Source organism: Cellulomonas fimi ATCC 484, assembly GCF_000212695.1.
In the GTDB taxonomy this organism is placed as follows: domain Bacteria; phylum Actinomycetota; class Actinomycetes; order Actinomycetales; family Cellulomonadaceae; genus Cellulomonas; species Cellulomonas fimi.
In genome coordinates this window covers 3,439,330-3,464,620 of the sequence record NC_015514.1, presented here as the reverse complement: position 1 = coordinate 3,464,620, position 25,291 = coordinate 3,439,330, and the positions used below count along the sequence as shown (strand labels likewise).

Sequence of the window (25,291 nt, the reverse complement as noted above, 5' to 3'; positions counted from 1 at the left end):
CAGGCGGTCAGGCGACGCCGGGGCCGACCCGTCGGCGACCCTCGGGGGTCGCGACGGTCGGCCCGACGGGCTGCCAGCCGTCAGGCGTGGCGACGGCGTCGACGAGCCGGTCGTGCGGCTCGCGCGGCAGCGGCCGCTCGCGCGCGTCGTACAGCTCCTCGGGGTAGACGATGCCGACGACGGGGGCGCCGGGCCGCGCGTGCAGCAGCGCCCGGTCGTACCAGCCGCCACCCTGCCCGAGCCGCGCGCCCGACGTGTCGACCGCGAGCGCCGGGGCCAGCACGACGTCCGCGTCGGCGAGCGCGGCGGGGCCGAGCGTCGGGCCGCCGGGCTCCGGGGGACGGCCGGGGGCGCGCTCGCGCAGGTCCTCGCGGCCGGCGTACTCGGCCCAGTCGCGCTGCAGCCCCGACCCGAGGACGGGCAGCAGCAGCCGCACGCCGCGCGCGGCGAGCGCGTCGAGCAGGGGCAGCGTGCCGGGCTCGGAGGGCCGGGCGGCGTAGACGGCGACGCAGCGGGCCTCGGCGACGGCGGGGATGGTCGTGACGACCTCGGCGAGGGCCTGGGCCGCGGCCTCGCGGCGGCGGGGTGAGCGGGCGGTGCGCGCGTCCCGGATGGAGCGGCGGAGCCGGTCCTTCACGTCCTCGACCTCGTCCCCCTCGGACACGGACGGGTACGGCTGGGCGACGCTGCTCATGGCACCAGTCTGGCCCACGCGCGGCCCCTGACGGGCAGGACCCCGGTGTGAAGGTCCGGGGGAGGTTGGCGGACGGCGCGTGACCTGCGGTGGAACGACGGACGAATGTCACACGTGTCGTGACGCGCACCACTGCGGGGTCGCACCGGTCGACCTAGCATCGCAGGATGAGCGCCCACGGACTCGCACAGGCCCAGCGCAAGATGACCGACGGCGGGGTGCACCCCACCGCGATCGACGTCTTCTCCCGGTTCTACGGACTCCTGGAGTCGGGGGAGACGGGGGTGATCCCGGAGAGCGGGGTCGACCCGCTGACCGACGTCCCGCACCTGGCGGACCTCGACGTGGACGACGCGACCGCGCGCGACGCGCTCGCGGTCACCGCGGTCGTCAAGCTCAACGGCGGGCTCGGCACGTCGATGGGCATGGACCGCGCCAAGTCCCTGCTGCGCGTGCGGGACGACGCGACGTTCCTCGACGTCATCGCGGGCCAGGTCCTCGAGGCCCGGCGGTCGACGGGCGCGCGGCTGCCGCTCGTCCTGATGAACAGCTTCCGCACGCGCGACGAGACCCTCGCCGCGCTCGCGTCGTACCCGGACCTGGCGGTGGACGGGCTGCCGCTCGACTTCGTGCAGAACCGCGAGCCCAAGCTGCGCGCCGACGACCTGACGCCCGTCGAGTGGCCCGCCGACCCGGACCTCGAGTGGTGCCCGCCGGGCCACGGCGACCTGTACACGGCGCTGCACGCGTCGGGCGTCCTGGACGCGCTGCTCGACGCGGGGTTCCGGTACGCGACGGTGTCGAACTCCGACAACCTCGGCGCGTCGCCGGACGCGCGCATCGCGGGCTGGTTCGCGCGCACGGGCGCCCCGTTCGCCGCGGAGGTCGCCCGCCGCACCCCCGCCGACCGCAAGGGCGGGCACCTCGTCGTGCGGCGCGCGGACGGCCGGATCGTGCTGCGCGAGTCGGCCCAGACACCGCCCGAGGACGCCGCCGCCGCGGGCGACATCGAGCGGCACCGGTACTTCAACACGAACAACCTGTGGCTGGACCTGCGGGCGCTGCGCGCCGAGCTCGACCGCACGGGCGGCGTGCTGGACCTGCCGTTGATCCGCAACGAGAAGACCGTCGACCCGAGCGACAAGGCGTCGACCAAGGTCGTCCAGGTCGAGTCCGCCATGGGCGCCGCGATCGAGGTGTTCGACGGCGCCGCCGTGCTGGAGGTGGACCGCTCGCGGTTCCTGCCGGTCAAGACGACGAACGACCTGCTGGTGCTGCGCTCCGACGTGTACCGGCTGGAGCCGGACCACCGGCTGGCCGCGCAGGTCGAGGCCCCGTTCGTCGACCTCGACGACGAGCACTACAAGACGATCGCGGCGTTCGACGCGCGCGTGCCCGCCACGCCGTCGCTCGTCGGGGCGTCGTCGCTGCGCGTGCGTGGCGACTGGACGTTCGGGTCGGGCGTGGTCGTGACGGGCGACGCGGTGCTCGACGACCCGGGCGCACCGGCGCGGGTGCCCGACGGTGCGCGGGTGGGGCCCGACGGCCTGTCCTGACGACGCCCGTCCCGCCCGTCGGCGGGTGACGGGCGGGCGGGACGGCGGTCGGCTGCCCGCCTCCCGGCTCTGGCTCGACGCGCACGGCCCGGCCCGTCCCCGGGCCGTGCGCGCGCAGGGCAGAATGCGCGCATGAGATCGGTCCAGGACCACCTGGCCGCGGTGCTCGCCGCCGTCGGCCCGGTCGCGCCGCTCGACGTGGTGCTGCACGACGCGGTGGGCTGCATCCTCGCGGAGGACGTGGCGGCGGTCCGTGACCTGCCGGTCCGTGCGCTGGCCGCGCGCGACGGGTACGCGGTCGCGGCGCACGACACCGCGGTCGCCGCCGGGTACGCGGCGTCGCGCGCGCTGCCCGTCGCGCACGACGTGCGTCCCGGGGCCGACGCGCAGCTGCGGCTCGTGCCGGGCCAGGCCGTGCGGGTCGCGTCGGGAGCGCCCCTGCCCCTCGGCGCGGACGCCGTCGTGCCGCTCGAGGAGACGGACCGTGGCGCCGCCCAGGTCGCGATGCAGCGCCCCGCCGTCGCGGGCCAGCACGTGCGCCACGCGGGCAGCGACGTGCGCGCGGGGGAGACGGTGCTCGTCGCCGGCACGCGGCTCGGCGCCCGGCAGCTCGCGCTCGCCGCGAGCATCGGGCGCGGGCGGCTGCGCGTGCACCCCACGCCCCGCGTCGTACTCCTGTCCGTCGGCGACGAGCTCGTCGAGCCCGGCACCGCCGCGGCACGCGACGGCGGCGTCTACGAGGCCGACGGGCACGCGCTCGAGGCCGCCGTCCGCGACGCCGGCGCCGCACCCGTGCGCGTCGGGATCCTGCCCGACGACCGCGCGACGCTGCGCGAGGCGCTCGACGACCAGCTCGTGCGCGCCGACATGGTCGTCGTCACCGGCGGGCTGTCCGAGCTCGCGCACGACACCGTCAAGGACGTCCTCGCGCCGCTCGGCACGGTGCGGCTCGACCAGGTCGCGATGACCCCGGGGTTCCGGCACGGGTTCGGGTCCGTCGGCGACGCGCTGGGCCGCGACCGGGCCGTGCCGCTGTTCGCGCTGCAGGGGCACCCCGTCGCCGCGCAGGTGTCGTTCGAGGTCTTCGTCCGCCCCGCCCTGCGCGCGATGGCCGGCCACACCGAGCTGTTCCGCCCGTCGGTCGCCGCCGAAGCCACCACGGGCTGGGTCTCGCCGCCCGGGCTGCGCCAGTTCGTGCCCGCGACCGTCCTCGGCTCCCCCGAGGAGGGGTACCGCGTGACGCCCGTCGGGGACCCCGCGGCGCCGACCGTGCACGCGCTGTCGCGGGCCAACGCCCTGGCCGTCGTCGGCGAGCAGGACCTCACCGTCCACCCCGGGCAGGTCGTGCACTGCCTGGTCCTCGAGGGCTGAGGGGCGTCGACGATGGTCGTGGGATGGCCGGCGGTGCTCGTCGAGGGACCCGTGCGCCTGCGCCCGCTGCGGCGCCGTGACCAGGACGCGTGGATGACGCTGCGCGCCCGCAACGCCGGGTGGCTCGAGCCGTGGGACGCGACCAGCCCCGAGCCGGTGACGGGCTCGCGCCCGACGTTCGGCGCGTTCGTCCGGACGCTGTCCGCGCAGGCCCGCGCGGGCGTGACCCTGCCGTTCGCCGTCGACCACCACGGCGAGCTCGTCGGGCAGCTCACGGTCGCGTCGATCTCCTACGGGTCGCTGCGCTCGGCGAGCATCGGGTACTGGGTCTCCGAGCACGTCGCCGGCCAGGGCATCACCCCGACCGCCGTCGCCCTTGCGACCGACCACTGCTTCGGCGCGCTCGGCCTGCACCGCGTCGAGATCAACATCCGGCCCGAGAACGGCCCGTCGCTGCGCGTCGTGGAGAAGCTCGGGTTCCGCGACGAGGGCCTGCGCGAGCGCTACCTGCACATCCAGGGGGCGTGGTGCGACCACCGGACCTTCGCGCTCACGACCGAGGAGGTCCCGGAGGGTCTGCTGGCCCGCTGGCGGGCGTCGCGTGGAGCGCCCGCGGGGTGATGCGCCACCCGACACGCCGGTGCGGTCCCTGCGAGTTCCCGGTCCGCCCCCTACCGTCGTGACGTGGACGATCTCGCAGGCCTCGTCGCCCTGGCGCTCGTGGCACTGTGGGGGGCCTACCTGGTGCCGCACAAGCTGCGGCACCGGCAGCAGCTGCTCGAGTCCCGGACGGACGACCGGTTCTCGCAGGCGCTGCGCGTGGTCGCCGTGAGCGAACGCACGGGCCGGCTCCGCCGGTCGGGGACGTTCCGGCGGTCGCGCGAGGCGCCCGCGACCGGTTCGGCCGACTGCGGGACGGTGGGCGGTGGTTCGCCGGGGCTGCTGACCCCGGGCACAGGGCTTCCGGCGCTCGTCGCCGGGCCCGCGACTGGAGGTACCACCGTGGACCGACCGACCGCGACCCAGGACAGGATCACCGCCGACGCCGCACGCCGCGCCGCGCAGGCGCGTGCCGCCCGCGCGGCCGCCGTCGCGCGCCGTGCCGCGGCCGCGCGCCGCCGTGCGCTGCTCGCGGGGCTGCTCGTCGTCGCCACCGTCGTGGGGTGGGCCTTCGCCGGACTCGCGCCCGCCGTCACGTGGGTCGCGGGCGCCGTGCCGAGCGTGCTGCTCGGCGGCGTCCTCGTTCTCGGCCGTCGCGCCGTGCTCGCGGGACGTGCCGCCGACGCCGCGTGGGAGGCGCGCATGGCGGAGGAGCGCATCCCGGGCGGGCCGCGCACCGGGGCCATGCGGGCCGTCGCCGAGGCGCGGGCCACGACCGGTGCGACGCCGCGCGTCGGCACGTCCACGGGCGCCACGCCCACCGTGCGCGCCACCACGGGCGCGACGCCGGTGGTCCGGACGACGACGGGTGCCACGCCGGTGGTCCGGACCGGCGCGACGCCGGCCGTCCGCACGGGGGCCACTCCGGCCGTGCCCGAGCGCACCGTCGCCGACGCCGCCCCGCACGCGATCGTCACGGGCCGTGCCGTCCACCCGTCCGACGCGAGCACCGAGGTCTTCGCGCGCATCGTCGAGGACCGTGGCGAGGCCCCTGCGCCCGCCCGGCACGCCACGACGGGCGCGACGCCCGTCGTCCGCCGCTCCGTGACGGACCGCTCCGCCGACGAGCGCACGGACGCCCGCCCCGAGCGGACCGACGCCGACGCGGACGGCGACGGCTGGTCGCCCGTGCCCGTCCCGCGGCCCACCTACACGATGAAGGCGACCGCACCCCGCCGGGAGCCCGCGCCGCTCGACGAGGCGACCACCGCGCCGCGCGCCGAGACCCTGACCGAGCCCGTCGCCGAGGTGCCCGTGGTGGCCGAGCCTGCGCCCACGACGACCGGCAGCATCGACCTCAACGCGGTCCTGGCCAAGCGGCGTGCCGCGGGGGAGTGAGCCGACGTCGGCCGATCCCGGCCCCCGTCCGGGAGGGACGCCGATTTCACGGTTCCCCGGGACGTGGTGCTAGTCTGTAGCCCGCTCAAGGGGCTGTGGCGCAGTTGGTAGCGCGTCTCGTTCGCAATGAGAAGGTCAGGGGTTCGAATCCCCTCAGCTCCACCACAAGACGAAGGCCGGACCCACCAGGGTCCGGCCTTCGTCGTTCTGCGGTGAACGCTCCGTGAGGCTGCAACGGCTCGGGTCAGCCGCTGTGCCCGCCATCCGAGGTGGACCGTGTCTCGCGCAACCCCGGCGCGCCCCCAGCCCCGTTGAGCCTGTTCAGAACTGCCTCGTCGGCCCCGGCCCCGGCCCCGGCGGCTCCGAGGTAGTGGCGGTACCGGTTCGTGGTCGCGATCGACTCGTGGCCGCACCACGCCTGGACCGATCCAGGGTCGACGCCACGGGACAGCCCCGAGGCGTCGCATGGATCTTCGCGTCGTCGCGCAGCAGCGTTGGCGCGACATATCAGAGCCGTCGTGGCTCCCGCGGATCCCCGGCATCAGCGCCGACGGTTTCCTTTACGCCCGGTGCGACGCCGTACTGCACGGTCCGGAGACCGTGGCACAGATCGTCGCTGAGCCACGGACGTTCAGACGACGGTGGGACGTCCGGGCTGAGGCGCTGCTCTTCGTGGCTCAGCGGGCGTGGGAGGCCCGGACCCGGCGCCAGTGGGACGACACACGTGTGCCGCCCTTCAGCTACGAGACGGGGTCGAACCCTGCAGGCGGGTGGGGCTAGGTGTACTCGGCCGGGACGTTGGTGACGTCGGGGGCCGTTGACGACAGGAGAACCTCCGGTTGGGCTGTGGCTTGTCGAAGGCCCACACCCACCCGGAGGTTCTCGTGCCTCACGCTAACGCCCGACTGAATCTGCGTGGCCGCCAGCTGCTGATCGACCGCGTCGTGCATCAGGGTCGACCGGTCGCTCACGTCGCCCACGAGCTCGGGATCGCCCGCCAGACCGGTTACCGATGGGTCCGGCGCTGGCGCGCCGAGGGGGCCGACGGTCTCGTGGACAGGTCGTCACGGCCGCGGACGAGCCCGAGCAGGACACCGGCCGCCCTGGAGGACGCGATCTGCGCGGCGCGAGCACGTGACCGGTCAGGGCCGGACGTGCTGGGCGCGGCCCTGGGTGTCCCGGCGCGCACGATCACCAGGGTGCTGCGCCGGCGCGGGATGCCGTTGCTGCGCGACCTGGACCCGCTGACCGGCCAGGTCGTCCGGGCCAGCAAGGCCACCGCGGTCCGCTACGAACGCGACCGGCCCGGCGAGCTGGTCCACGTCGACGTCAAGAAGCTCGGGCGCATCCCCGACGGCGGCGGCTGGCGCGCCCTGGGCCGCGACGTCGCCGACCGGCACCGGGACGACCCCATCGGCTTCGACTACGTCCATTCCATGGTCGACGACCATTCCCGGCTCGCCTACTCCGAGATCCTCGCGGACGAGAAAGGCGCCACCTGCGCGGGGTTCGTGACGCGCGCCGCGGCCTACTTCGCCGCTCACGGCATCACCCGGATCGAGCGGATCATGACCGACAACGCCTGGGCCTACCGCTGGTCACTGCGCGACGTCGCCGCCGACCTCGGCGCGAAGCAGGTCTTCATCCGCCCGCACTGCCCCTGGCAGAACGGCAAGGTCGAGCGACTGAACCGCACTCTGCAGACTGAGTGGGCCTACCGGCAGGTCTTCACCACCAACGACGAACGAGCCGCCGCCCTTGCCCCCTGGCTCGAGCACTACAACACTCGACGACGCCACAACGCCCTGGGCGGACTCCCACCCGTCAGCCGACTGTCACCAACCTGACGGCCGAGTACAGCTAGGGGCCTGACGAGACTGCCTGCGGTCTGTCGGGTTTGACGCTCCGGACCGGGCGGGTGGTGGTGCGGTGGACGGTCCGGATCTCGCCGTCGTCGAGCTCGAACGCCAGGGTCGTCTCGGCGACGTGGATCGTGACGGTCTGGCCGGCGTGGACCCGGCCCAGGGAGACCCTCTGCCCGCAGACCACCACGACCCCGGTCGCGGACGCCCGCTGGACGGCCGGCCACACGGACCGCGCAGGTGCTCGAGGAGTATCGCCAGCACATGCCGCCGGCGGCCGTCGGGGCGCGCATCGCGACGTCGTTCACGCGGCCGGGTGGCGTGGCGATCGGGTGGCTCGTCGCCGAGGGCGTCGTGGCGGGCTCCGGTGTGCTGCTCGTCGTCCTCGGCTAGCACGCCCCGGCGGCGGCCTGGTCGGCGCGACCCGGTTCGCCCCGGTGCGGGTCGCCGGGCACGACGAAGGCCGCCCTGCGGGAGGGCGGCCTTCGTGGTCGTGCTCTGGTGCGTCCTGGGGCGAGGACGGACCGTCAGAGGACGCCGCGACGGCGGCTGCGGCTGCCCGAGACGGCGGCCACACCGACGGCCGCGAGGCCGACCTGCAGGATCAGCTCGACCCAGTCGATGCCTCCGGTGTCCCGGACGCCGATGAGGGAGGCGAGCCAGGTCCCGAGCAGGGCGGCGACGATACCGACGACGATCGTCAGGAGGATCGAGATGCGCTGACGTCCACGCACCAGCAGGCGTCCGAGGATGCCGACGATCGCACCGATGATGATCGCGCTGATGATGCCTTCGGGGCTCATTGACAACTCCTTGACATATCGGGGGTCACTCCGGTAGTGGGAACCGTAGGGCCGATTCGGACGTTCCGCCCGCCGAGCGGCGCGCGCGTGGTCTTCATCACCCGCACGAGCGCCACAAAACGGGACGAACCGGGACAGTGGGCGCCTCGGATGCGCTCGCACAGCGGACGCGCGGGCATGATGGCGCGGTGCCACGCCCCGACAGCCGCCCCTCCGGAGCTGCACGTGGCGGGCTCGCCGCGCTGCGCGCCTGGGTCGACCCGCTCGTCGTCATGATCATCGCGGTCCTCGTGCTCGGGCTCCTCGTCCCGGCGCAGGGGACGTTCGCGGACGTGCTGGGCGTCGTGCGCACGTGCGCGATCGTGCTGCTGTTCTTCCTGTACGGGGCGCGGATGCCGACACGGGAGGTCGTCGACGGCCTGCGCAACTGGCGGTTGCAGGGGTCGATGCTCGGGGCGACGTACGTGCTGCTGCCGGCGCTCGGGCTGGCGGTGCAGGCGCTGCCGGACACGGTCCTGGCCCCCGAGCTGCGGCAGGGCGTGCTGTACCTGTCGCTGCTGCCGTCGACCGTGCAGTCGTCGGTGGTGTTCACGTCGGTCGCGCGCGGCAACGTCGCGGCGGCGATCACGGGGGCGACCATCTCGAACGTCTCCGGGATCGTGCTCACGCCCGTCCTGGTCGGGCTGCTGCTCACGGCGACGTCGGGGGACCTGGGCGGCTCGCCCGTCGGGATCCTGCTGCAGCTCCTGCTGCCGTTCGTCGTCGGGCAGGTCGTGCAGCCGTGGATCGGCGGCTGGGTCCGGGCCCACGCGCCGCTGACGCGCACGACCGACCGCGCCACGATCCTGCTCGTCGCGTACACGTCGGTGAGCCAGGCGTCGGTGTCCGGCGCATGGGACCACGTGACCCCCTCCGCGCTCGCGGTGCTCGTCGTGGTGAGCGTCGTGGTGCTCGCCGCGGTCCTCGCCGCGACGTGGTGGGGCGGGCGGGCGATCGGGCTCGACCGCGCGGACCGGGCGGCGCTCCTCATGGTCGGGTCGACGAAGTCGCTCGCGACCGGCCTGCCCATGGCGGCGGTCCTGTTCTCACCGGTCGTCGCGGCGGGTGTCGCGCTGCCGGTCATCGTCTACCACCAGCTGCAGCTCGCGACCTGCGCCGTCGTGGCCCGCAGGGTCGCCCGCGTCGAGTAGCGTGCCGGGGACGGTGCACCAGCCGTCGCCCGCGCTCGCGCTGAAGGAGCCCCGGTGCCCGACGTCGCCGTCATCCCGCGTCCTGTCCTGCTCGAGACGACCGACGGCCCGCCGTTCGTCCTGACGGCCGCGACGATCCTCGTGGTCGACAGCGCCCCCGAGCTCGTCGCTGTGGGCGTGCTCGCCGCCGACCTGCTGGGCCGGCTCTCGGGCCGGCCCGTCGAGGTGCGGTACACCGAGGGCGGCGCGCCGAGCGTCGTGCGGCTGCGGCTGAGCGAGGACCTGCCCGCGGGCGACGAGGCGTACCGGCTCGTGGTGTCGGAGCACCGCGTCGACATCGACGCGCGCTCCGCCGCGGGCCTGGTGCGCGCGGTCGTCACGCTGCGCCAGACGGTCTCGTCCCTCGGCGACGGGACCCTGACCGTCCCGGCCCTGCGGGTCGAGGACCACCCGCGCTACGCGTGGCGCGGGCTGTCGATCGACGTCGCGCGGCACTTCTTCACGGTCGACGACCTCAAGGCGATCATCGGGCTGCTCGCGCACTACAAGCTCAACGTCCTGCACCTGCACCTCACGGACGACCAGGGCTGGCGCGTCCACCTGCCGTCCCGCCCGCACCTGACGCGCGCGTCGGCGGGCACGTCGGTCGGGGGCGGGCCGGGTGGCTTCTACAACCCCGCGCAGCTCGCGGAGATCGTCGAGCACGCGGCGGCGCGCGGCATCCGCGTGGTGCCGGAGATCGACGTCCCCGGGCACGTCAACGCCGCGACGCACGCGTACGGCGACCTCACGCCGAGCGGTGAGCCGACGGACGTCTACACGGGCATCGAGGTCGGCTTCAGCCGCCTGCACGACGACCTGCCCGCGACCCGGCCGTTCCTGCGGGACGTCTTCACGGACCTCGCGGCGATGACGCCCGGCGAGTACGTGCACATCGGCGGCGACGAGGTCCTGACGATGGACCACGACGAGTACGCGCGGCTCGTCGGGTACGCGGCGTCGGTCGTGCGGGACGCGGGCAAGAAGGTCGTCGGGTGGCAGGAGATCGCGTCGACGCCGCTCGAGCCCGGCACGGTCGTGCAGTACTGGGACATCAACGCCGACCCGGCGCCGTTCGTCGCCGCGGCGCAGGCGGGCGCGCACGTGCTCATGTCCCCGGGGTCGCGCGCGTACCTCGACATGAAGTACGACGCGACGACCGAGCTCGGCCTGGAGTGGGCCGGGCACATCGAGCTGCGCGACGCCTACGACTGGGAGCCGTCGACCCTGATCCCGGGCGTGCCGCCGGAGTCGGTGATCGGCGTCGAGGCGGCCGTGTGGACGGAGACGCTGACGGACCTCGGCGAGCTCACGTCGATGCTGCTGCCGCGGCTCGCAGCCGTCGCGGAGGTCGCGTGGACGGCTCCGCAGGACCGGGACTGGGACGACTTCGCGGGCCGCGTCGCGCAGCACGCGCCGTTCTGGGACCGCGTCGGCTTCCGCTGGCACGCGAGCCCGCAGGTGTCGTGGCCGGGGCCGGGTTCCGCGCCGGGCGCGGCGTTCTGACCGGTCAGATCCAGCTCGTCAGCCACATGTGGCTGTGCCAGAACCCGTAGGGCACGGTCCACGCCGCCCAGATGGGGTAGAAGAACGCGCTCACGGCGACGATGAGCACGACCAGGACGCCGACCGCCCGCACGGCCCACCGGCGCTGCCGCCACTCGAGCTCGTCCTTCGGGCCGATGACCAGGCCGAGCACGTAGGTGAGCGTCAGGACGACCCACGGCACGAACGCGATCGAGTAGAACGTGAAGATCGTGCGGTGCGCGTACAGGAACCACGGCAGCCACCCGGCGACGAGGCCCGACAGCACCGCGCCGGCGCGCCAGTCCCGGAACCGCAGCAGCCACACGACGGCGACGATGACCGCGGCGGCGGCGCACCACCACAGCACGGGGTTGCCCAGGGCGGTGATCGCCTCGGAGCACCGGTCGGCGCCGCACGCCTGACGCGCCGCGTCTCCGGACAGCTCGGAGACCTCGGTCGGGTACCAGAACGACGTCGGCCGCCACTGCACGATCCAGCCGAGCGGGTGCGCGCTGTACGTGTGCGGGGTGGTCAGCCCGTTGTGGAACGTCCACATGTCCTGGTGGTACTGCCAGAGCGAGCGCAGCGCGGGCGGCAGCCAGGTCACGCCCTGGCCAGGGTTCTGCTCGGCCCACTGCCGGTGGTAGGCGTCGCTCGACGCGAACCACGAGCCCCACGACGCCACGTAGGTGACCGCGGCCAGGCCGACCATGACGACGCCCGCGAGCACCCCGTCGCGCAGCACGCCCGCGCGTGCCCAGTGCCGCACGCCGACCGAGCGCCGCGCGGTCGCGTCCCACGCGACCGTCATCAGCCCGAAGACGGCGAGGAAGTACAGGCCGGACCACTTGGTCCCGATCGCCAGCCCCAGCAGCACGGCGGCGGCGACGCGCCACCACCGCCAGCCGAGCCGCGGCCCCCAGCCGAGGTCGTCGCCCGCGTCGAGCACGAGCGCGGCCCGTTCCGCGAGGCGTCGGCGCGCCTGCTCGCGGTCCAGCAGCAGCGCGCCGAACGCCGCGACGACGAAGAACGTGAGCACGGGGTCGAGCAGCGAGATGCGCGACATGACGATCGCCTCGCCGTCGACCGCGAGCAGCAGCCCCGCGACCGTGCCCAGCGCGGTCGACGCGAACAGCCGGCGGCCGATCCGCGCGACCATCAGCACGGACAGCGTGCCGAGCACGGCGACGGCGAGCCGCCACGCGAAGGCGCTGTCGGGACCGCCGCCGAGCTGCATCCCGAGCCCGATGACCCACTTGCCGACCGGCGGGTGCACGACGTACGACGCGACCGTGCCCAGCCCGCTCGTGTCGCCCGCCTCGAACGCCGGGTTCGGCTCGGCGGACCACTGCGCCTCGTAGCCGAGCGTGACGAGCGACCACGCGTCCTTGACGTAGTACGTCTCGTCGAAGACGAGGTGGTGCGGGTGGCCGAGGTTCCAGAACCGCGCGACGCCCGCGAGCACCGTGACGGCGAGCGGCCACAGCCAGCCGACGAGCCGGTCGCGCGGGGTCGTGTCGAGGGCGAGCCGGTCGGCACCGAGCAGCGTGCGCAGCAGGCGCTCGCGCGTCGGAAGCGGGGGCTCCTCGGCGACGTCGGGGTCCTGCCGGTCGTCCGTGAGGACCGCGCCCTTGGTGAGCACGACGCCCGTGGGTGCGCTCCCGGTGGCGGGCGCCCCGTCGGGGCCGTCGCCGAGCCCGACCGGGACCGGGCGCGCCGGTTCGGTCGGTGCGGGGTGCGCGTCGTCCGGCTGCTCCGGGGGCGCGGCGTCGTCGTCTCGCGTGGGCGGCACGCGGTCATCGTAGGGGGGGAGCGCTGTGCCGTGGGCGGGGTGCGGACGAGGGGTGGACGCCTCGCGGGGTGGCAGGCTGTCCGCGTGAGCGAGCGCACGACGGACCGTCAGACCGCCCCCGACGGCCCCCGGGTGCCGGGCGGACGGCTCGTGCTGGCGGCGACGCCGATCGGCAACACGGACGACGCGTCGCCACGGCTGCGGGCCCTGCTCGCCGAGGCGGACGTCGTCGCGGCCGAGGACACCCGGCGGCTGCGCGCGCTGGCCGCCCGCCTCGGGGTGGAGGTGCGCGGCCGCGTGGTGAGCCACCACGAGCACAACGAGGCGGAGCGCTCCGCGGACCTGCTCGAGGTCGTGGCGGGCGGCGGCACCGTCGTCGTCGTGACAGACGCGGGCATGCCCGCGGTGTCCGACCCCGGCTTCCGGGTGGTGACGGCTGCGGTCGCGGCGGGTCTGCCGGTGACGGCGGCGCCGGGTCCGAGCGCGGTCCTCACGGCGCTCGCACTGTCGGGGCTGCCGACGGACCGGTTCTGCTTCGAGGGGTTCCTGCCGCGCAAGGCGGGGGAGCGGGCGCGCGCCCTGGCGGAGCTGGCCGACGAGCGCCGCACGATGGTGCTGTTCGAGGCGCCGCACCGGCTCGCCGACGTGCTCGACGCGATGGTCGAGGCGTTCGGCGCGCAGCGGCCCGCGGCGGTGTGCCGCGAGCTGACGAAGACGTACGAGGAGGTGCGCCGCGGTCCGCTCGCCGACCTCGCGGCGTGGGCGCACGAGGGCCAGGTGCGCGGCGAGATCGTGGTCGTGGTGGGCGGCGCGGACCGGCCGGCCCCGGCGTCGACCGCGGACCTCGTCGCCGAGGTGCTCGCGCGCGCGGACCGCGGCGAGCGGCTCAAGGACGCGGTCGCGGAGGTCGCGACGGTCGCGGGCGTGGCCAAGCGGGACCTGTACGCCGCGGCGCTCGCGGCGCGCAGCCGGTGACGGGCGCGCGGCACACGGACAGTCGGGGCGACCAGCGCCTCGAATCGTTACGATCGGGCGTGTGACCTCCGTCCCCCTCGAGGACACCTACGACGGCGCCCACCCGGTGCGCACGCTCGTCGGCCTCTACTCCGGTCAGCGCCGCCGACTGCTGGTCGCCGCGCTCGCGTTCGCCGCCAAGCACTCGCCCATCTGGGTCATCCCCGTCCTCACCGCCGACGTGATCGACGTCGTCGTCGACCACGAGCCGCTGCGCGAGCTGTGGTGGGCCGCCGGGCTCATGCTCCTCGTCGTCGGCCAGAACCTGCCCATGCACTGGCTCTACGTGCGCTCGTTCTCCGTCGCCGTGCGCACCGTCGAGACGAACCTGCGGATGGCCCTCGCGCGCCGCCTGCAGGAGCTCTCCATCGGCTACCACCGCCGCGTCAGCGCCGGCGTCCTGCAGGCGAAGATCGTGCGCGACGTCGAGAACGTCGTCGAGAGCTCGCGGCAGGCGTTCGACTCCGGCATGTCCGCGACCACCACGCTCGTCGGCGCCCTCGTCGTGACCGCCGTGCGGGTGCCCGAGTTCCTGCCCGTCTTCGCGCTCGCGGTGCCCGCCGCGGCCGGGCTCGTCGTCGCCATGCGCCGTCGGATGGCCTCGCGCAACGCGGCGTTCCGGGTCGAGGTCGAGCACATGTCGGCGCGCGTCAGCGAGATGACGCACCTGATCCCCATCACGCGCGCGCACGCCCTCGAGCGGGACGAGCTCGACCGCATGGGGGCGACGCTCGTCGGCGTGCGGGACGCGGGCATCCGCCTCGACGTCACCAACGGCTGGTTCGGCGCGCTGTCCTGGATCCTCATGCAGGTCCTGTCCGTCGGCTGCCTCGTCGGCGCGGCGTGGGTCGCCTGGAACGGCATGTTCGACCTGTCCGCCGGCGACGTGACCATGCTGTCCAGCTACTTCGTCGCGCTCACCGGGGCCGTCACCGCACTCATGACGATCGCCCCTGTCGTGACCAAGGGCCTGGAGTCCGTGCGGTCCATGGGCGAGGTGCTCACCGAGCCCGACGTCGAGCGCAACGCGGGCAAGGAGACGGTCGCGTCCGTGCGCGGCGAGGTCGAGCTCGCGGGCGTGCGGTTCGCGTACGACGACGCGCCCGACGAGGCCGCCGTCGACGGTGTCGACCTGCACGTGCGCCCCGGCGAGACCGTCGCGCTCGTCGGGCCGTCCGGCTCGGGCAAGTCCACCGTGCTCAACCTCGTGATCGGCTTCCTCGCGCCCACCGCGGGACGGATCCTGCTCGACGGTCGCGACATGGCCGAGCTCGACCTGCGCACCTACCGGCGGTTCCTCGCCGTCGTCCCGCAGGAGTCGCTGCTGTTCGAGGGCACCGTGCGCGACAACGTCACCTACGGCAGCCCGGACCTGACCGACGCCGCGGTGCTCGCCGCGCTGCGCGACGCGAACGCGCTCGACTTCGTCGAGCAGATGGGCGGCCTGGACGCCGTCATCGGCGAGCGCGGCGCCCGGCTGTCCGGGGGGCAGCGGCAGCGCCTCGCCATCGCCCGCGCCCTGGTCCGCGACCCGCGCGTCCTGGTCCTCGACGAGGCCACGTCCGCGCTCGACACCGCCTCCGAGCGGCTCGTGCAGCAGGCCCTGGCGCGGCTCATGGCCGGGCGGACGACGTTCGTCGTCGCGCACCGCCTGTCCACGATCCGCGGCGCCGACCGCATCGTCGTCATGCGCGACGGCCGCGTCGTCGAGGTCGGGACGCACGACGACCTGCTCGCCGCAGGCGGTGCCTACGCCGAGCTCGACCGGCTCGGGCGGGCACCCGCCCCCTCGTGACGTCGCCGCGCAGCACCCCGCTCGACGAGGCGCGTGGCGGCGATCGTGGAAGGATCGCAAGGGAGTCCGGGGATGGGGGCGCGATGACGCAGGAACGTCCGATCGGGTACTGGGTGAAGCTGGTCGACCGGCTCGTCGAGGCCGGCGTCGACGCCGAGCTCGTGCGCGAGGGCCTCAAGCAGCGCCACTGGGTCGTGCTCAACGTGGTCGCGGAGCGCGGGCCCGTCGACGAGGCGGGCGTCGCGCGGATGCTCACGCCGTTCGAGCGGGCCTCCGTCGAGCCGGTCGGCAGCACCGAGCTCACGCTCCTGGCCTCGCGTCGCTGGATCCGCCGCGAGCCGGACGGCTACGTCCTCACGGACGACGGCGTGGGGCACCTCGCCGCCCTGCGCGAGCGCGTGGTCGCGCTGCGCGCGAGGGCCACCGCGGGCATCCCCGACGACGACGTCGCGACGACGTTCACCGTGCTGGAACGCGTCGCCGCGAACCTCGGCTGGTCGCCGGACGACGACGCCTGGGGCACCGAGGCCTGACCGCGGCGACCGGGCGCCCGGCTGCGCTCGCCACGACGCCCGTCGAGCGGTCCGCAGCCGGTGCGGCCGTCAGAGGTCCGTCGACGCCACCAGCTCGGCGCCCGCGGCCCGCATCTCCTCGCGCGCCGCAGCCCCGAGCTCGGGCGTCACCGGCGCGGTCAGGTCGGTCAGCACACGCGTGCGCAGGCCCAGCCCCACGGCGTCGACCGCCGTCGACCGCACGCAGTGCGACTCCGCGAGCCCCACGACGTCGACGTCCGTGATGCCGCCGTCGCGCAGGATCTCCGCGAGCCCGCGGCCCTCGCCGTCGACCCCCTCGAAGCCCGAGTACGCGGCCGCGTACTGGCCCTTCTTCACGCTCGCCTCGGGCACGATCGCGGACAGCGCCGGGTGCAGGTCGGCCTCCGCGGTGCCGGCGACGCCGTGCGGCGGCCACGTGTCGACGAAGTCGGGGGTCGTGGAGAAGTGGTCGCCCGGCTCGATGTGCCAGTCCTGCGTCGTGACGACCATGTCGTAGCGGTCTCGGTGCTCCGCGACGTACAGCGCGATGTCACGGGCGACGGCGTTCCCGCCCTCGACGGGCAGCGCGCCGCCCTCGCAGAAGGTCGGCTGCACGTCGACGACGACGAGGGCCCGACGGGTCGGTTCCGCGGTGCTCATGGTGGTCCTCCTGAGGGCGGGGCGGTCCTGGCACCAGCCTCGCACGACGGGCCGGCGAGGGTGGCGCGTGCGCGTCGTGCGTGCTGGTGTGGGGCATGGCCGCCCGCACCGTCCCGGCGCCCGCCCCGCCCGCACGGCGGCGCCCCACGACGCGCCGGTCGGGCGTCGCCCGCGCGCTGGCCGTCGCGGCGGTCCTCGCGCTCGCGGCGTGCACGGGTGGAGGTCCCGGGTCCGTCGGGTCGCCCGTCGTCCCGGCCCCCGCGACCACCGACCGTGGGCCGTCGTCGCCCCCGGGGCCGTCCGGGCCGGCGACGGTGCAGGTCGTCGAGGTGACCGACGTCGCGACGGGGCTCGACGTGCCGTGGGGGATCGCCTTCCTGCCCGACGGCAGCGCGGCCGTGACGCTGCGGGACGAGGCGCGCGTCGTCGTGGTGGGGGCGGACGGCTCCGTGCGCGACGTCGGGGGACCGGGCGCGCAGCAGCTCACGGACGTCGTGGCCCCCGGGGGCGAGGGCGGTCTGCTCGGCGTGACGGTGCTCGACGCGACCGCCGACGGGGCCGAGCTCGCGCTGTACGCCACGACGGCGCAGGACAACCGGGTGCTGCGCGGCACGCTCTCCGGGACCACGCTGGGCGAGCTGACCCCGGTGCTCACCGGCATCCCGCGCGCCCGCAACCACGACGGCGGGCGGCTCGCGGTCGGGCCGGACGGGTACCTGTACGTCACGACGGGCGACGCGGGCGACCGGCCCTCCGCGCAGGACGGCGGCAGCCTCGCGGGCAAGGTCCTGCGCGTCACGGCCGACGGCGCGCCCGCGCCCGGCAACCCCGACCCGGCCTCGCCCGTGTGGAGCCTCGGGCACCGCAACGTGCAGGGGCTCGGCTGGTCGTCGGACGGCCGGCTGTTCGCCGCCGAGTTCGGGCAGGACACGTGGGACGAGCTCAACGTCGTGGTCCCCGGTGGCAACTACGGGTGGCCGCTCGTCGAGGGCGCCGGGGGGGACGGGTTCGTGGACCCGGTCGCGACGTGGGCGACGTCGGACGCGTCGCCGAGCGGTCTCGCGGTCACCGACGAGGCCGTCTACCTCGCGGGCCTGCGGGGCGAGCGCCTGTGGCGGGTTCCGCTCCTGCCCCCGCCCGGCGGCGCCGGTCCGGCCGGGGGTGTCGGCGTCCCGCAGGCGCTGCTGACGGGCGAGCACGGCCGGCTGCGCGCGGTCGAGCAGGCGCCCGACGGGTCGCTGTGGGTGCTGACGAACAACACGGACGGGCGCGGCGACCCGCGCGACGGCGACGACCGGGTGCTGCGCGTCGTCGTCCGCTGACCCCCCGGCGCGCCGCGCGCCGACACGCCGCCGGGTTCGTCCGGTTCGCGCCACGCGGCGGGCGGTCCACCGATCCGGTATGCCCGGTCAGTACCCTGTGGCGCGCACCTGTGCCGAGCCGTCCGAGCCGCCCCGCCCGACGCCCCACCTGCGAGGACCCATGCCGCCGAAGCTCAAGACCACGCTGATCTGGATCGTCGCGATCTTCCTCGTCTACGCGATCGTGACGAGCCCCGACCGTGCCGCGGACCTGGTCCGTGCGCTCTGGGACATGATCACCGGCGCGTTCGCCAGCTTCGGCCGCTTCTTCGACGGCCTCACCTCCGAGTGACGCCGCGCGTGCCATGACCACGCCCGAGGCCGTCGCCCGCGAGCACCGCAACATCCGCCGGTACGTGCTGCCGGGGGAGCGCGTGGTGCTGAGCGCGCGGTCGCACTGGGGCAAGCTCGCCGAGCCGGTCCTCACGACCTTCGCGGGCTTCCTGCTGCTCGCGTTCGTGGTCGTCCCCGCCGCGGGCGCGGTCGCGGGCGACGCGGCGGACCACCTGTGGTGGCTGTTCGCGGTGCTGCTCGTCCGGCTCGGCTGGAAGGTGCTCGACTGGCGCAACGAGTGGTTCGTCGCGACGGACAAGCGCATGCTCCTGCTGTACGGCCTCGTCACGCACAAGGTCGCGATGATGCCGCTCGTCAAGATCACCGACATGCGCTACTCGCGGTCGATCCCGGGGCGCATCCTCGGCTACGGCGAGTTCCTGCTGGAGTCCGCCGGGCAGGACCAGGCGATGCGGCGGATCAACTGGGTCGCACGGCCGGACGCGACGTACCGCGAGCTGTGCGCCACGATCTTCACGCCCGCGACCCTGCCGACCGCCCCCGGCACGCGGCTGCCCGTCCCCGGGATGCTGCCCGGCTACGGCGCACCGGTCGCCGCCCCCGTGCACGGCCCGGTCCCCCCGCCCGTCGCCGCACCCGCGACCCCCTGGCCGCCCGTGCCCGGCGGCACGACCGAGCGCCCGCCCGCGTACCGCCCCGGCGACACGCAGCCGATCCGCATCCCGCCCGTCCGGGCCGACGAGCGAGGCTGGGACGTCTCCGGCGACCGGGCCAGGTTCGTCTCGGTCGAGGACCAGGAGGCGCACGACCGGCTCTACGACGACTGACACGAACAGGGCCGTGACCGGCACCGGGACGACGACGTGCCGGCGAGGGCGGCTCACCTAGGATCGGCGCATGTCCCGCATCCTGTCGGCCGTCGCGTGGCCCTACGCGAACGGCCCCCGCCACATCGGTCACGTCGCCGGCTTCGGCGTCCCGTCGGACGTCTTCTCCCGCTACATGCGGATGGCGGGCCACGACGTGCTCATGGTGTCGGGCACGGACGAGCACGGGACGCCGATCCTCGTGCAGGCGGAGAAGGAGGGCGTCTCGCCGCAGGCGCTCGCCGACCGGTACAACCGCGTCATCGTCGAGGACCTCACGCAGCTCGGCCTGTCGTACGACCTCTTCACGCGCACGACGACGCGCAACCACTACGCGGTCGTGCAGGAGATGTTCCGCACGGTGCACAAGAACGGCTACATGGTCGAGCAGCAGACGATGGGCGCTATCAGCCCGAGCACGGGCCGCACGCTGCCGGACCGCTACATCGAGGGCACGTGCCCCATCTGCGGCTACGACGGCGCGCGCGGCGACCAGTGCGACAACTGCGGCAACCAGCTCGACGCGATCGACCTCATCAACCCGAAGAGCCGCATCAACGGCGAGACCCCGAAGTTCGTCGAGTCGACGCACTTCTTCCTCGACCTGCCCGCGTTCGCCCGCGCGCTCGAGCAGTGGCTGAGCACGCGCCAGGGCTGGCGCCCGAACGTCCTGAACTTCAGCCTGAACCTGATCGACGACATGCGTCCGCGCGCGATGACGCGCGACATCGACTGGGGCATCCCGGTGCCGCTGCCGGGGTGGCAGGAGAACCCGAACAAGCGCCTGTACGTCTGGTTCGACGCGGTCATCGGGTACCTGTCGGCGTCGATCGAGTGGGCGCGGCGTTCCGGTGACCCCGAGGCGTGGCGCGGCTGGTGGAACGACCCCGAGGCCCTGTCGTACTACTTCATGGGCAAGGACAACATCACGTTCCACTCGCAGATCTGGCCCGCCGAGCTCATGGGCTACGACGGCCGCGGGTCGAAGGGCGGCGAGCCCGGCGAGTACGGGCACCTGCAGCTGCCGACCGAGGTCGTGTCGAGCGAGTACCTCAACGTCGCGGGCGAGCAGTTCTCGACGTCGCGCGGCGTCGTCATCCTCGTGCGCGACATGCTGTCCCGGTACCAGCCGGACGCGCTGCGGTACTACCTGTCGGTCGCGGGCCCGGAGACGCAGGACACCGACTTCACGTGGGCGGAGTTCAAGCGCCGCACGAACGACGAGCTCGTCGCCGGGTGGGGCAACCTCGTCAACCGGACCGCGAACATGATCCACAAGAACTTCGGCGCGATCCCCGAGGCGGGCGAGCTCCAGCCCGTCGACGCGGCGCTGCGCGCGACGACGGCCGCCGGGTTCGACACCGTGGGCCGGCTGCTCGGCGAGCACCGCAACCGGCAGGCGATCGGGGAGGCGATGCGCGTCGTGCAGGAGGCCAACCGGTACCTGTCCGAGACCGAGCCGTGGAAGCTGTCGGGCGACCGCGAGCGACTCGGCACCGTGCTGCACACCGCGGCGCAGGCCGTCGCGGACGCGAACACGATGCTTGCCCCGTTCCTGCCGTTCGCCGCGCAGAAGGTGCACGAGACGCTGGGCGGGACGGGCACGTTCGCGCCGATGCCGCGGATCGACGAGGTCGAGGACCTGGACGACGCGTCGCGCTCGTACCCGATCATCACGGGCGACTACGCGGCGACCCCGCGGTGGGCGTCGGTGCCGCTCGTGCCGGGCACGTCGGTCGCCAAGCCGGTGCCGGTCTTCACGAAGCTCGACGACGCGATCGTCGAGGAGGAGATCGCCCGCGCCGAGCAGGCCTGACGTGGCGCGCACGCGCGACCGCGGCTGGCCGCCGCCGCCCGAGCCGCTGCCGCTGCCGGTCGTCGACAACCACACGCACCTCGAGTCGGTGCTCGGGTGGCAGGCCGACGGCTGGCGGCGGACGCCCGACGGGGCCGCGGTCGACGGCGCGGCGGCCCCGACGCTCGACGAGCACCTGGAGCGCGCGGCGGCGGTCGGCGTCGACCGGATGGTGCAGGTGGGCTGCGACTACGAGTCGGTCGTGCTCACCGCGGACGTCGTCTCGGCGCACCCCGCCTTGCTCGGGGCGGTGGCGATCCACCCCAACGAGGCCGTGCTGCACGCGGGCGTCCGCGAGGTCGCGCCCGACGGGCTGACGCCCGACCCGCGGTTCGTGCACGAGGACGTCCCGCTCGACGAGGCGCTCGCGCGCGTGGCCGCGGTGGCGCGCGCGACGCCGCGCGTGCGGGCGATCGGGGAGACGGGCCTCGACTTCTTCCGGGCCGGTCCGCGGGGCCGCGAGGTGCAGCGGGACGCGTTCCGGGCGCACGTCGCGCTCGCCAAGGAGCTCGGGCTCGCGCTGCAGATCCACGACCGCGACGCGCACGCCGAGGTCGTCGAGGTCCTGCTGGCCGACGGCGCCCCGGAGCGCACGGTGTTCCACTGCTTCTCGGGTGACGCCGAGCTCGCCCGGCTCGCGGTGTCCCACGGGTGGTTCCTGTCGTTCGCCGGGCCCGTCTCGTTCGGCGCGAACGACGAGCTGCGGGCCGCGCTGCGCGAGGTGCCGCCCGAGCTGCTGCTGGTCGAGACCGATGCGCCGTACCTCACGGTGCACCCGTTCCGCGGCCGGCCGAACGCGCCCTACCTGCTGCCCGGGACGGTCCAGACCGTCGCCGAGGTGACGGGCCGGTCGCTGCCCGACGTCTGCGCGGCCGTGTCCGCCACCTCGGAGCGGGTCTACGGTCCCTGGTGACGTCCGGTTCGTCCCCGCGCGCCCGGCGTGTCCGCGGCCGACCGGGCGTCCGGGGGGCGGCTGCGGGTGGTGGGTCGGGTCACGGATCGGTTACGGTCGGACGGGCGTCCACCAGGGCGCTCCCGGACGGTCCCTCGCGGACCGGCCAGGCCGCCCCCTCCCGGCCCCCGAAGGACTGCTGCGTGCCACGCGTCGACCGCCCTGCGACCGCCCGTCGGTCCCGCGCGATGCACGCCGTCGCCCGCTCGCTCGTCCTTGCGCTCGTGGTGGGCGCCACCAGCGCCTTCGCGGTGCTGCACAAGGAGGTCACGCTCGACGTCGACGGCCGCGCCGTCGAGGTCACGGGCTTCGGCCGCACCGTCGGCGAGGTGCTCGCGGGCGCCGACGTCGCCGTCGGGGAGCGCGACCTCGTCGCCCCGGCGCTCGACCAGCCCATCGCGCGCGGCGGGCAGATCGTCGTGCGGCACGGTCGCGAGCTGCAGGTCGAGATCGACGGCCAGCAGCAGACGGTGTGGAGTACCGCGCTCACCGTGGGCGAGGCCGTGGACGGCCTTGGCCTGCGCGGCGGTGACGACGTGCGGCTGTCGGCCTCGCGCAGCGCCGCGCTCGACCGGTCCGACGTGCTGCGCGTCTCGACGCTCAAGACGATCCACCTCGTCGTCGACGGCCAGGTCATCGACGGCCTGAGCAGCGCCCCGACCGTGCGCGACGCGCTGCGCGACGTGGGCCTCGTGCTCGACGAGGGCGACCAGGTGTCGGTCCCGCTCGACGCGAACGCGGTCGACGGGCTCGTGGTGCTCGTGACGCGCGCGTCGACGGACGGCGAGACCGTGACCGAGGCCGTCCCGTTCGAGACGCAGGAGGTCGAGGACGGCACCCTGGTCAAGGGCAACAAGGTCGTGAAGACCAAGGGCAAGGCCGGCGTCCGCACGACCACGTACGAGCTGCAGGTCGTCGGCGGCGTCGTCGTGGGCCGCACGCCGGTGGCGTCGGTCGTGACGACGGCGCCCGTCACGCAGGTCGTCCACGTGGGCACCGCGGAGCTGCCGGACCCGTCGACGGTCGTCGTCGAGCCGGGCACCGCGCAGGCGCTGGGCAAGGAGATGGCCGCCGCCCGCGGCTGGGGTGACGACCAGTTCGCCTGCCTCCTGTCGCTGTGGAACAAGGAGAGCGGCTGGCGCGTCAACGCCGAGAACCGCTCGTCGGGCGCCTACGGGATCCCGCAGGCGCTCCCCGGCAGCAAGATGGCGACGGCGGGCGCGGACTGGCAGACGAACCCCGCGACGCAGATCTCGTGGGGCCTGGGCTACATCGCGGCCCGCTACGGCGACCCGTGCGGCGCGTGGGCGCACAGCCAGGCCAAGGGCTGGTACTGACCCCGGACGGGCCACGGCGGGGCGGTCGGTGACCGCTGCCCGACGTGCGCCGGTGTGACCTGGTCTGTCGCGCAAGCGTGACGCGTTTCACCCCTGGGGTGGCCGTGCAGGGCTTGGTGAACCGATCACGGTTCGGTTACGGTCGCGTGTCGGTCCTGCCCCTGTCGGGCACATCGTGCTCGTCGCACCGCGGTCGTGGTGCCGGAGCGGGACCAGCACGACGGCTCCACGCCGTCACGACGGCCGGATCGGGGATCCGGGACCGGTGGGGGACGGCTCGAGGGCCGACCGTCCGTGCGGACGCACCATGTCGCACGCCCGCCGGGTGCCACCGCGGCACGACCTGGACCCCGTGCCCGGGCACGACGACGGCTGGAGCCTCGTGACCTTCTCGACCCGCATCCGCAGCCCCTTCGCGCGCACGCGCACCGCGTCCCCCGACACCATCGGGACGCCCCGGGAGACCGACACCGGTCCCACCCCCGCGACGAAGGGCCTGCGGTCCGGTCGTCGACTGGTCCCGCTCGTCGCCGCGACCGCCGCGCTCGTCGTGGCGGGCGGCACCGCCGCGTACGCGACCGCGAACAAGTCCGTGACGCTCGACGTCGACGGCGAGGTCGTCCGGGTCAGCACGTTCGCCGGCTCCGTCGACGGCCTGCTGGAGGACCACGGCGTGCAGCTCGGTGAGCGCGACGTCGTCAGCCCCACCGGCACGCTGCGGGAGGGCGCCGAGATCGTCGTCCGGCACGCGCACCAGGTCACCGTCGCCCTCGACGGCCAGGAGCAGCCGGTGTGGACCACCGCGCTCACCGCCGACGAGGCGCTCGACACCCTCGCCGCCCGCGCGGACGACGTCGCGCTCGTCGCGTCCCGCTCCGCCGCCGGCGGCCGCCCCGAGCTCGCGCTCGACCTCACGCTGCACGGCTCCGCCGACGTCCTCGTCGACGGCGCCACGCTCGCCACGCCCGACGGCGACGCGCGCGTCGCGGAGGTCCTCGGCGAGCTCGGCATCACCCTGAACCCCCTGGACCGCGTGTCCGTGCGCCAGTCGCCCGAGGGGCGCGTGCAGGTCGTCGTCAACCGGGTCGTGGTGCAGGAGGTGGCCTCGACGCACGAGGTCGCGTTCGCGAGCAGCACGCAGGACGACGCCACGCTCTACACGGGGCAGAAGAAGGTCGCCGTCGCGGGCGTTCCCGGGGTGCGCACGCTCGTCGAGCGGGTCACGACCGTCGACGGCGTCGAGACCGCGCGCGAGACCGTCTCCGACCAGGTCACCCAGGCCCCCGTCGACGAGCTCGTCAAGGTCGGCACGAAGCCGCGTCCCGCGGTCACGCCGAAGCCCGCCGCGACGTCGTCCGGCACGGCCGGCCCCATCGCCGCGGGTGGCAGCGCCGACTCGCTCAACTGGGCGGCCCTCGCGAAGTGCGAGTCGGGCGGCAACCCGACGATCGTGTCGTCCACGGGCAAGTACCACGGCCTCTACCAGTTCTCCGTCGCCACGTGGCAGGCAGTCGGCGGCGCCGGCCTCCCGTCCGAGGCGAGCCCGGAGGAGCAGACGGCCCGCGCGAAGATGCTCTACAACCGCTCGGGTGCGGGCCAGTGGCCCCACTGCGGCAAGTACCTCTTCACCTGATCCGCCCCGGGACGCCCCGTCCCGACCGCCCGACGCCCGCCGCCTCCCCGGAGCCGGCGGGCGTCGCCGTCCCTTCCCACCCTCCATCCCTATCCCTTCCCACCCTCCATCCCTATCCCCTCCCACACCCACCCCCTCCTACCCGCCCCCTCCTGCCGC

General features: G+C 74.8%; 22 protein-coding genes and 1 tRNA gene. 19 read left to right on the top strand and 4 right to left on the bottom strand.

Features of this window, described 5'->3' with window-relative positions:
• Window positions 1-7: 7 nt before the first annotated feature.
• Window positions 8-694 carry a 5-formyltetrahydrofolate cyclo-ligase gene (locus CELF_RS15600; protein WP_013772233.1) on the bottom strand — a complete coding sequence of 229 codons (687 nt, stop codon included), beginning with the start codon at window positions 692-694 and terminating at the stop codon, window positions 8-10.
• Window positions 695-861: 167 nt separating this feature from the next.
• On the opposite strand from CELF_RS15600, the gene CELF_RS15595 reads away from it, so the two are divergent.
• From CELF_RS15595 to CELF_RS20505, 7 genes are all read left to right on the top strand, one after another.
• On the top strand, window positions 862-2,250 hold the full coding sequence (locus tag CELF_RS15595) for a UTP--glucose-1-phosphate uridylyltransferase (RefSeq protein WP_013772232.1): 1,389 nt from the start codon (window positions 862-864) through the stop codon (window positions 2,248-2,250).
• A gap of 132 nt (window positions 2,251-2,382) precedes the next feature.
• Window positions 2,383-3,621, top strand: coding sequence for a molybdopterin molybdotransferase MoeA (locus CELF_RS15590; RefSeq protein ID WP_013772231.1), 1,239 nt, complete (start codon window positions 2,383-2,385; stop codon window positions 3,619-3,621).
• A gap of 12 nt (window positions 3,622-3,633) precedes the next feature.
• The gene (locus CELF_RS15585) at window positions 3,634-4,242 is read left to right on the top strand and encodes a GNAT family N-acetyltransferase (RefSeq protein ID WP_013772230.1); all 609 of its coding nucleotides are present in this window, start codon (window positions 3,634-3,636) and stop codon (window positions 4,240-4,242) included.
• A 63-nt stretch (window positions 4,243-4,305) separates the two neighbouring features.
• Window positions 4,306-5,619 (top strand): hypothetical protein, encoded by a 1,314-nt coding sequence (locus tag CELF_RS15580; RefSeq protein ID WP_013772229.1) that lies wholly within the window; start codon window positions 4,306-4,308, stop codon window positions 5,617-5,619.
• A gap of 89 nt (window positions 5,620-5,708) precedes the next feature.
• A tRNA-Ala gene (locus tag CELF_RS15575) sits at window positions 5,709-5,784 on the top strand.
• 719 nt (window positions 5,785-6,503) lie between these two features.
• The gene (locus CELF_RS15565; RefSeq protein ID WP_083835766.1) at window positions 6,504-7,466 is read left to right on the top strand and encodes an IS481 family transposase; all 963 of its coding nucleotides are present in this window, start codon (window positions 6,504-6,506) and stop codon (window positions 7,464-7,466) included.
• A gap of 255 nt (window positions 7,467-7,721) precedes the next feature.
• Window positions 7,722-7,874 (top strand): hypothetical protein, encoded by a 153-nt coding sequence (locus CELF_RS20505; protein ID WP_013772227.1) that lies wholly within the window; start codon window positions 7,722-7,724, stop codon window positions 7,872-7,874.
• Between the two features lie 134 nt (window positions 7,875-8,008).
• On the opposite strand, the gene CELF_RS15555 is transcribed toward CELF_RS20505, so the two are convergent.
• Window positions 8,009-8,284 (bottom strand): GlsB/YeaQ/YmgE family stress response membrane protein, encoded by a 276-nt coding sequence (locus tag CELF_RS15555; protein ID WP_013772226.1) that lies wholly within the window; start codon window positions 8,282-8,284, stop codon window positions 8,009-8,011.
• 188 nt (window positions 8,285-8,472) lie between these two features.
• Here CELF_RS15555 and CELF_RS15550 point away from each other — a divergent pair, with 188 nt between their 5' ends.
• Window positions 8,473-9,474: a bile acid:sodium symporter family protein gene (locus tag CELF_RS15550; protein WP_232014256.1), complete on the top strand. Its 1,002-nt coding sequence runs from the start codon at window positions 8,473-8,475 to the stop codon at window positions 9,472-9,474.
• A 54-nt stretch (window positions 9,475-9,528) separates the two neighbouring features.
• On the top strand, window positions 9,529-11,019 hold the full coding sequence (locus tag CELF_RS15545) for a family 20 glycosylhydrolase (RefSeq protein ID WP_013772224.1): 1,491 nt from the start codon (window positions 9,529-9,531) through the stop codon (window positions 11,017-11,019).
• A gap of 4 nt (window positions 11,020-11,023) precedes the next feature.
• Here the strand turns inward: CELF_RS15545 and CELF_RS15540 are convergent, their stop codons facing one another.
• Window positions 11,024-12,832 (bottom strand): dolichyl-phosphate-mannose--protein mannosyltransferase, encoded by a 1,809-nt coding sequence (locus CELF_RS15540; protein ID WP_013772223.1) that lies wholly within the window; start codon window positions 12,830-12,832, stop codon window positions 11,024-11,026.
• 84 nt (window positions 12,833-12,916) lie between these two features.
• Here CELF_RS15540 and rsmI point away from each other — a divergent pair, with 84 nt between their 5' ends.
• The 3 genes from rsmI to CELF_RS15525 all read left to right on the top strand — a co-directional run bounded on the left by rsmI (window position 12,917) and on the right by CELF_RS15525 (window position 16,174).
• Entirely contained in the window at window positions 12,917-13,807 is an 891-nt protein-coding gene (gene rsmI / locus CELF_RS15535) for a 16S rRNA (cytidine(1402)-2'-O)-methyltransferase (RefSeq protein ID WP_126297845.1), read from the top strand.
• A 61-nt stretch (window positions 13,808-13,868) separates the two neighbouring features.
• The gene (locus tag CELF_RS15530; RefSeq protein WP_013772221.1) at window positions 13,869-15,641 is read left to right on the top strand and encodes an ABC transporter ATP-binding protein; all 1,773 of its coding nucleotides are present in this window, start codon (window positions 13,869-13,871) and stop codon (window positions 15,639-15,641) included.
• 83 nt (window positions 15,642-15,724) lie between these two features.
• Window positions 15,725-16,174: a MarR family winged helix-turn-helix transcriptional regulator gene (locus tag CELF_RS15525; protein WP_013772220.1), complete on the top strand. Its 450-nt coding sequence runs from the start codon at window positions 15,725-15,727 to the stop codon at window positions 16,172-16,174.
• A gap of 69 nt (window positions 16,175-16,243) precedes the next feature.
• Here CELF_RS15525 and CELF_RS15520 read toward each other — a convergent pair whose 3' ends face one another.
• Window positions 16,244-16,834: an isochorismatase family protein gene (locus CELF_RS15520; RefSeq protein WP_013772219.1), complete on the bottom strand. Its 591-nt coding sequence runs from the start codon at window positions 16,832-16,834 to the stop codon at window positions 16,244-16,246.
• A gap of 95 nt (window positions 16,835-16,929) precedes the next feature.
• Between CELF_RS15520 and CELF_RS15515 the strand changes: the two genes are divergently transcribed.
• From CELF_RS15515 to CELF_RS15490, 7 genes are all read left to right on the top strand, one after another.
• The gene (locus CELF_RS15515; RefSeq protein ID WP_013772218.1) at window positions 16,930-18,156 is read left to right on the top strand and encodes a PQQ-dependent sugar dehydrogenase; all 1,227 of its coding nucleotides are present in this window, start codon (window positions 16,930-16,932) and stop codon (window positions 18,154-18,156) included.
• Between the two features lie 160 nt (window positions 18,157-18,316).
• Complete coding sequence (locus CELF_RS20685) at window positions 18,317-18,487, top strand: hypothetical protein (protein ID WP_013772217.1); 171 nt, start codon at window positions 18,317-18,319, stop codon at window positions 18,485-18,487.
• 13 nt (window positions 18,488-18,500) lie between these two features.
• Window positions 18,501-19,316 carry a PH domain-containing protein gene (locus CELF_RS19665; protein WP_013772216.1) on the top strand — a complete coding sequence of 272 codons (816 nt, stop codon included), beginning with the start codon at window positions 18,501-18,503 and terminating at the stop codon, window positions 19,314-19,316.
• 70 nt (window positions 19,317-19,386) lie between these two features.
• Window positions 19,387-21,171: a methionine--tRNA ligase gene (gene metG / locus CELF_RS15505; protein WP_013772215.1), complete on the top strand. Its 1,785-nt coding sequence runs from the start codon at window positions 19,387-19,389 to the stop codon at window positions 21,169-21,171.
• A 1-nt stretch (window position 21,172) separates the two neighbouring features.
• Complete coding sequence (locus CELF_RS15500) at window positions 21,173-22,123, top strand: TatD family hydrolase (protein WP_013772214.1); 951 nt, start codon at window positions 21,173-21,175, stop codon at window positions 22,121-22,123.
• Between the two features lie 227 nt (window positions 22,124-22,350).
• On the top strand, window positions 22,351-23,499 hold the full coding sequence (locus CELF_RS15495) for a resuscitation-promoting factor (protein ID WP_013772213.1): 1,149 nt from the start codon (window positions 22,351-22,353) through the stop codon (window positions 23,497-23,499).
• Window positions 23,500-23,806: 307 nt separating this feature from the next.
• Window positions 23,807-25,132 (top strand): resuscitation-promoting factor, encoded by a 1,326-nt coding sequence (locus CELF_RS15490; RefSeq protein ID WP_013772212.1) that lies wholly within the window; start codon window positions 23,807-23,809, stop codon window positions 25,130-25,132.
• The last annotated feature ends 159 nt before the right edge of the window (window positions 25,133-25,291 follow it).

Bases quoted from the DNA above. Each gene is read 5' to 3' on its own strand.
- CELF_RS15600 (WP_013772233.1), bottom strand. From the start codon at position 694: ATGAGCAGCGTCGCCCAGCCGTACCCGTCCGTGTCCGAGGGGGACGAG.
- CELF_RS15595 (WP_013772232.1), top strand. From the start codon at position 862: ATGAGCGCCCACGGACTCGCACAGGCCCAGCGCAAGATGACCGACGGC.
- CELF_RS15590 (WP_013772231.1), top strand. From the start codon at position 2,383: ATGAGATCGGTCCAGGACCACCTGGCCGCGGTGCTCGCCGCCGTCGGC.
- CELF_RS15585 (WP_013772230.1), top strand. From the start codon at position 3,634: ATGGTCGTGGGATGGCCGGCGGTGCTCGTCGAGGGACCCGTGCGCCTG.
- CELF_RS15555 (WP_013772226.1), bottom strand. From the start codon at position 8,284: ATGAGCCCCGAAGGCATCATCAGCGCGATCATCATCGGTGCGATCGTC.
- CELF_RS15525 (WP_013772220.1), top strand. From the start codon at position 15,725: ATGACGCAGGAACGTCCGATCGGGTACTGGGTGAAGCTGGTCGACCGG.
- CELF_RS15520 (WP_013772219.1), bottom strand. From the start codon at position 16,834: ATGAGCACCGCGGAACCGACCCGTCGGGCCCTCGTCGTCGTCGACGTG.
- CELF_RS15515 (WP_013772218.1), top strand. From the start codon at position 16,930: ATGGCCGCCCGCACCGTCCCGGCGCCCGCCCCGCCCGCACGGCGGCGC.
- CELF_RS20685 (WP_013772217.1), top strand. From the start codon at position 18,317: ATGCCGCCGAAGCTCAAGACCACGCTGATCTGGATCGTCGCGATCTTC.
- CELF_RS19665 (WP_013772216.1), top strand. From the start codon at position 18,501: ATGACCACGCCCGAGGCCGTCGCCCGCGAGCACCGCAACATCCGCCGG.
- metG (WP_013772215.1), top strand. From the start codon at position 19,387: ATGTCCCGCATCCTGTCGGCCGTCGCGTGGCCCTACGCGAACGGCCCC.
- CELF_RS15495 (WP_013772213.1), top strand. From the start codon at position 22,351: ATGCACGCCGTCGCCCGCTCGCTCGTCCTTGCGCTCGTGGTGGGCGCC.
- CELF_RS15490 (WP_013772212.1), top strand. From the start codon at position 23,807: ATGTCGCACGCCCGCCGGGTGCCACCGCGGCACGACCTGGACCCCGTG.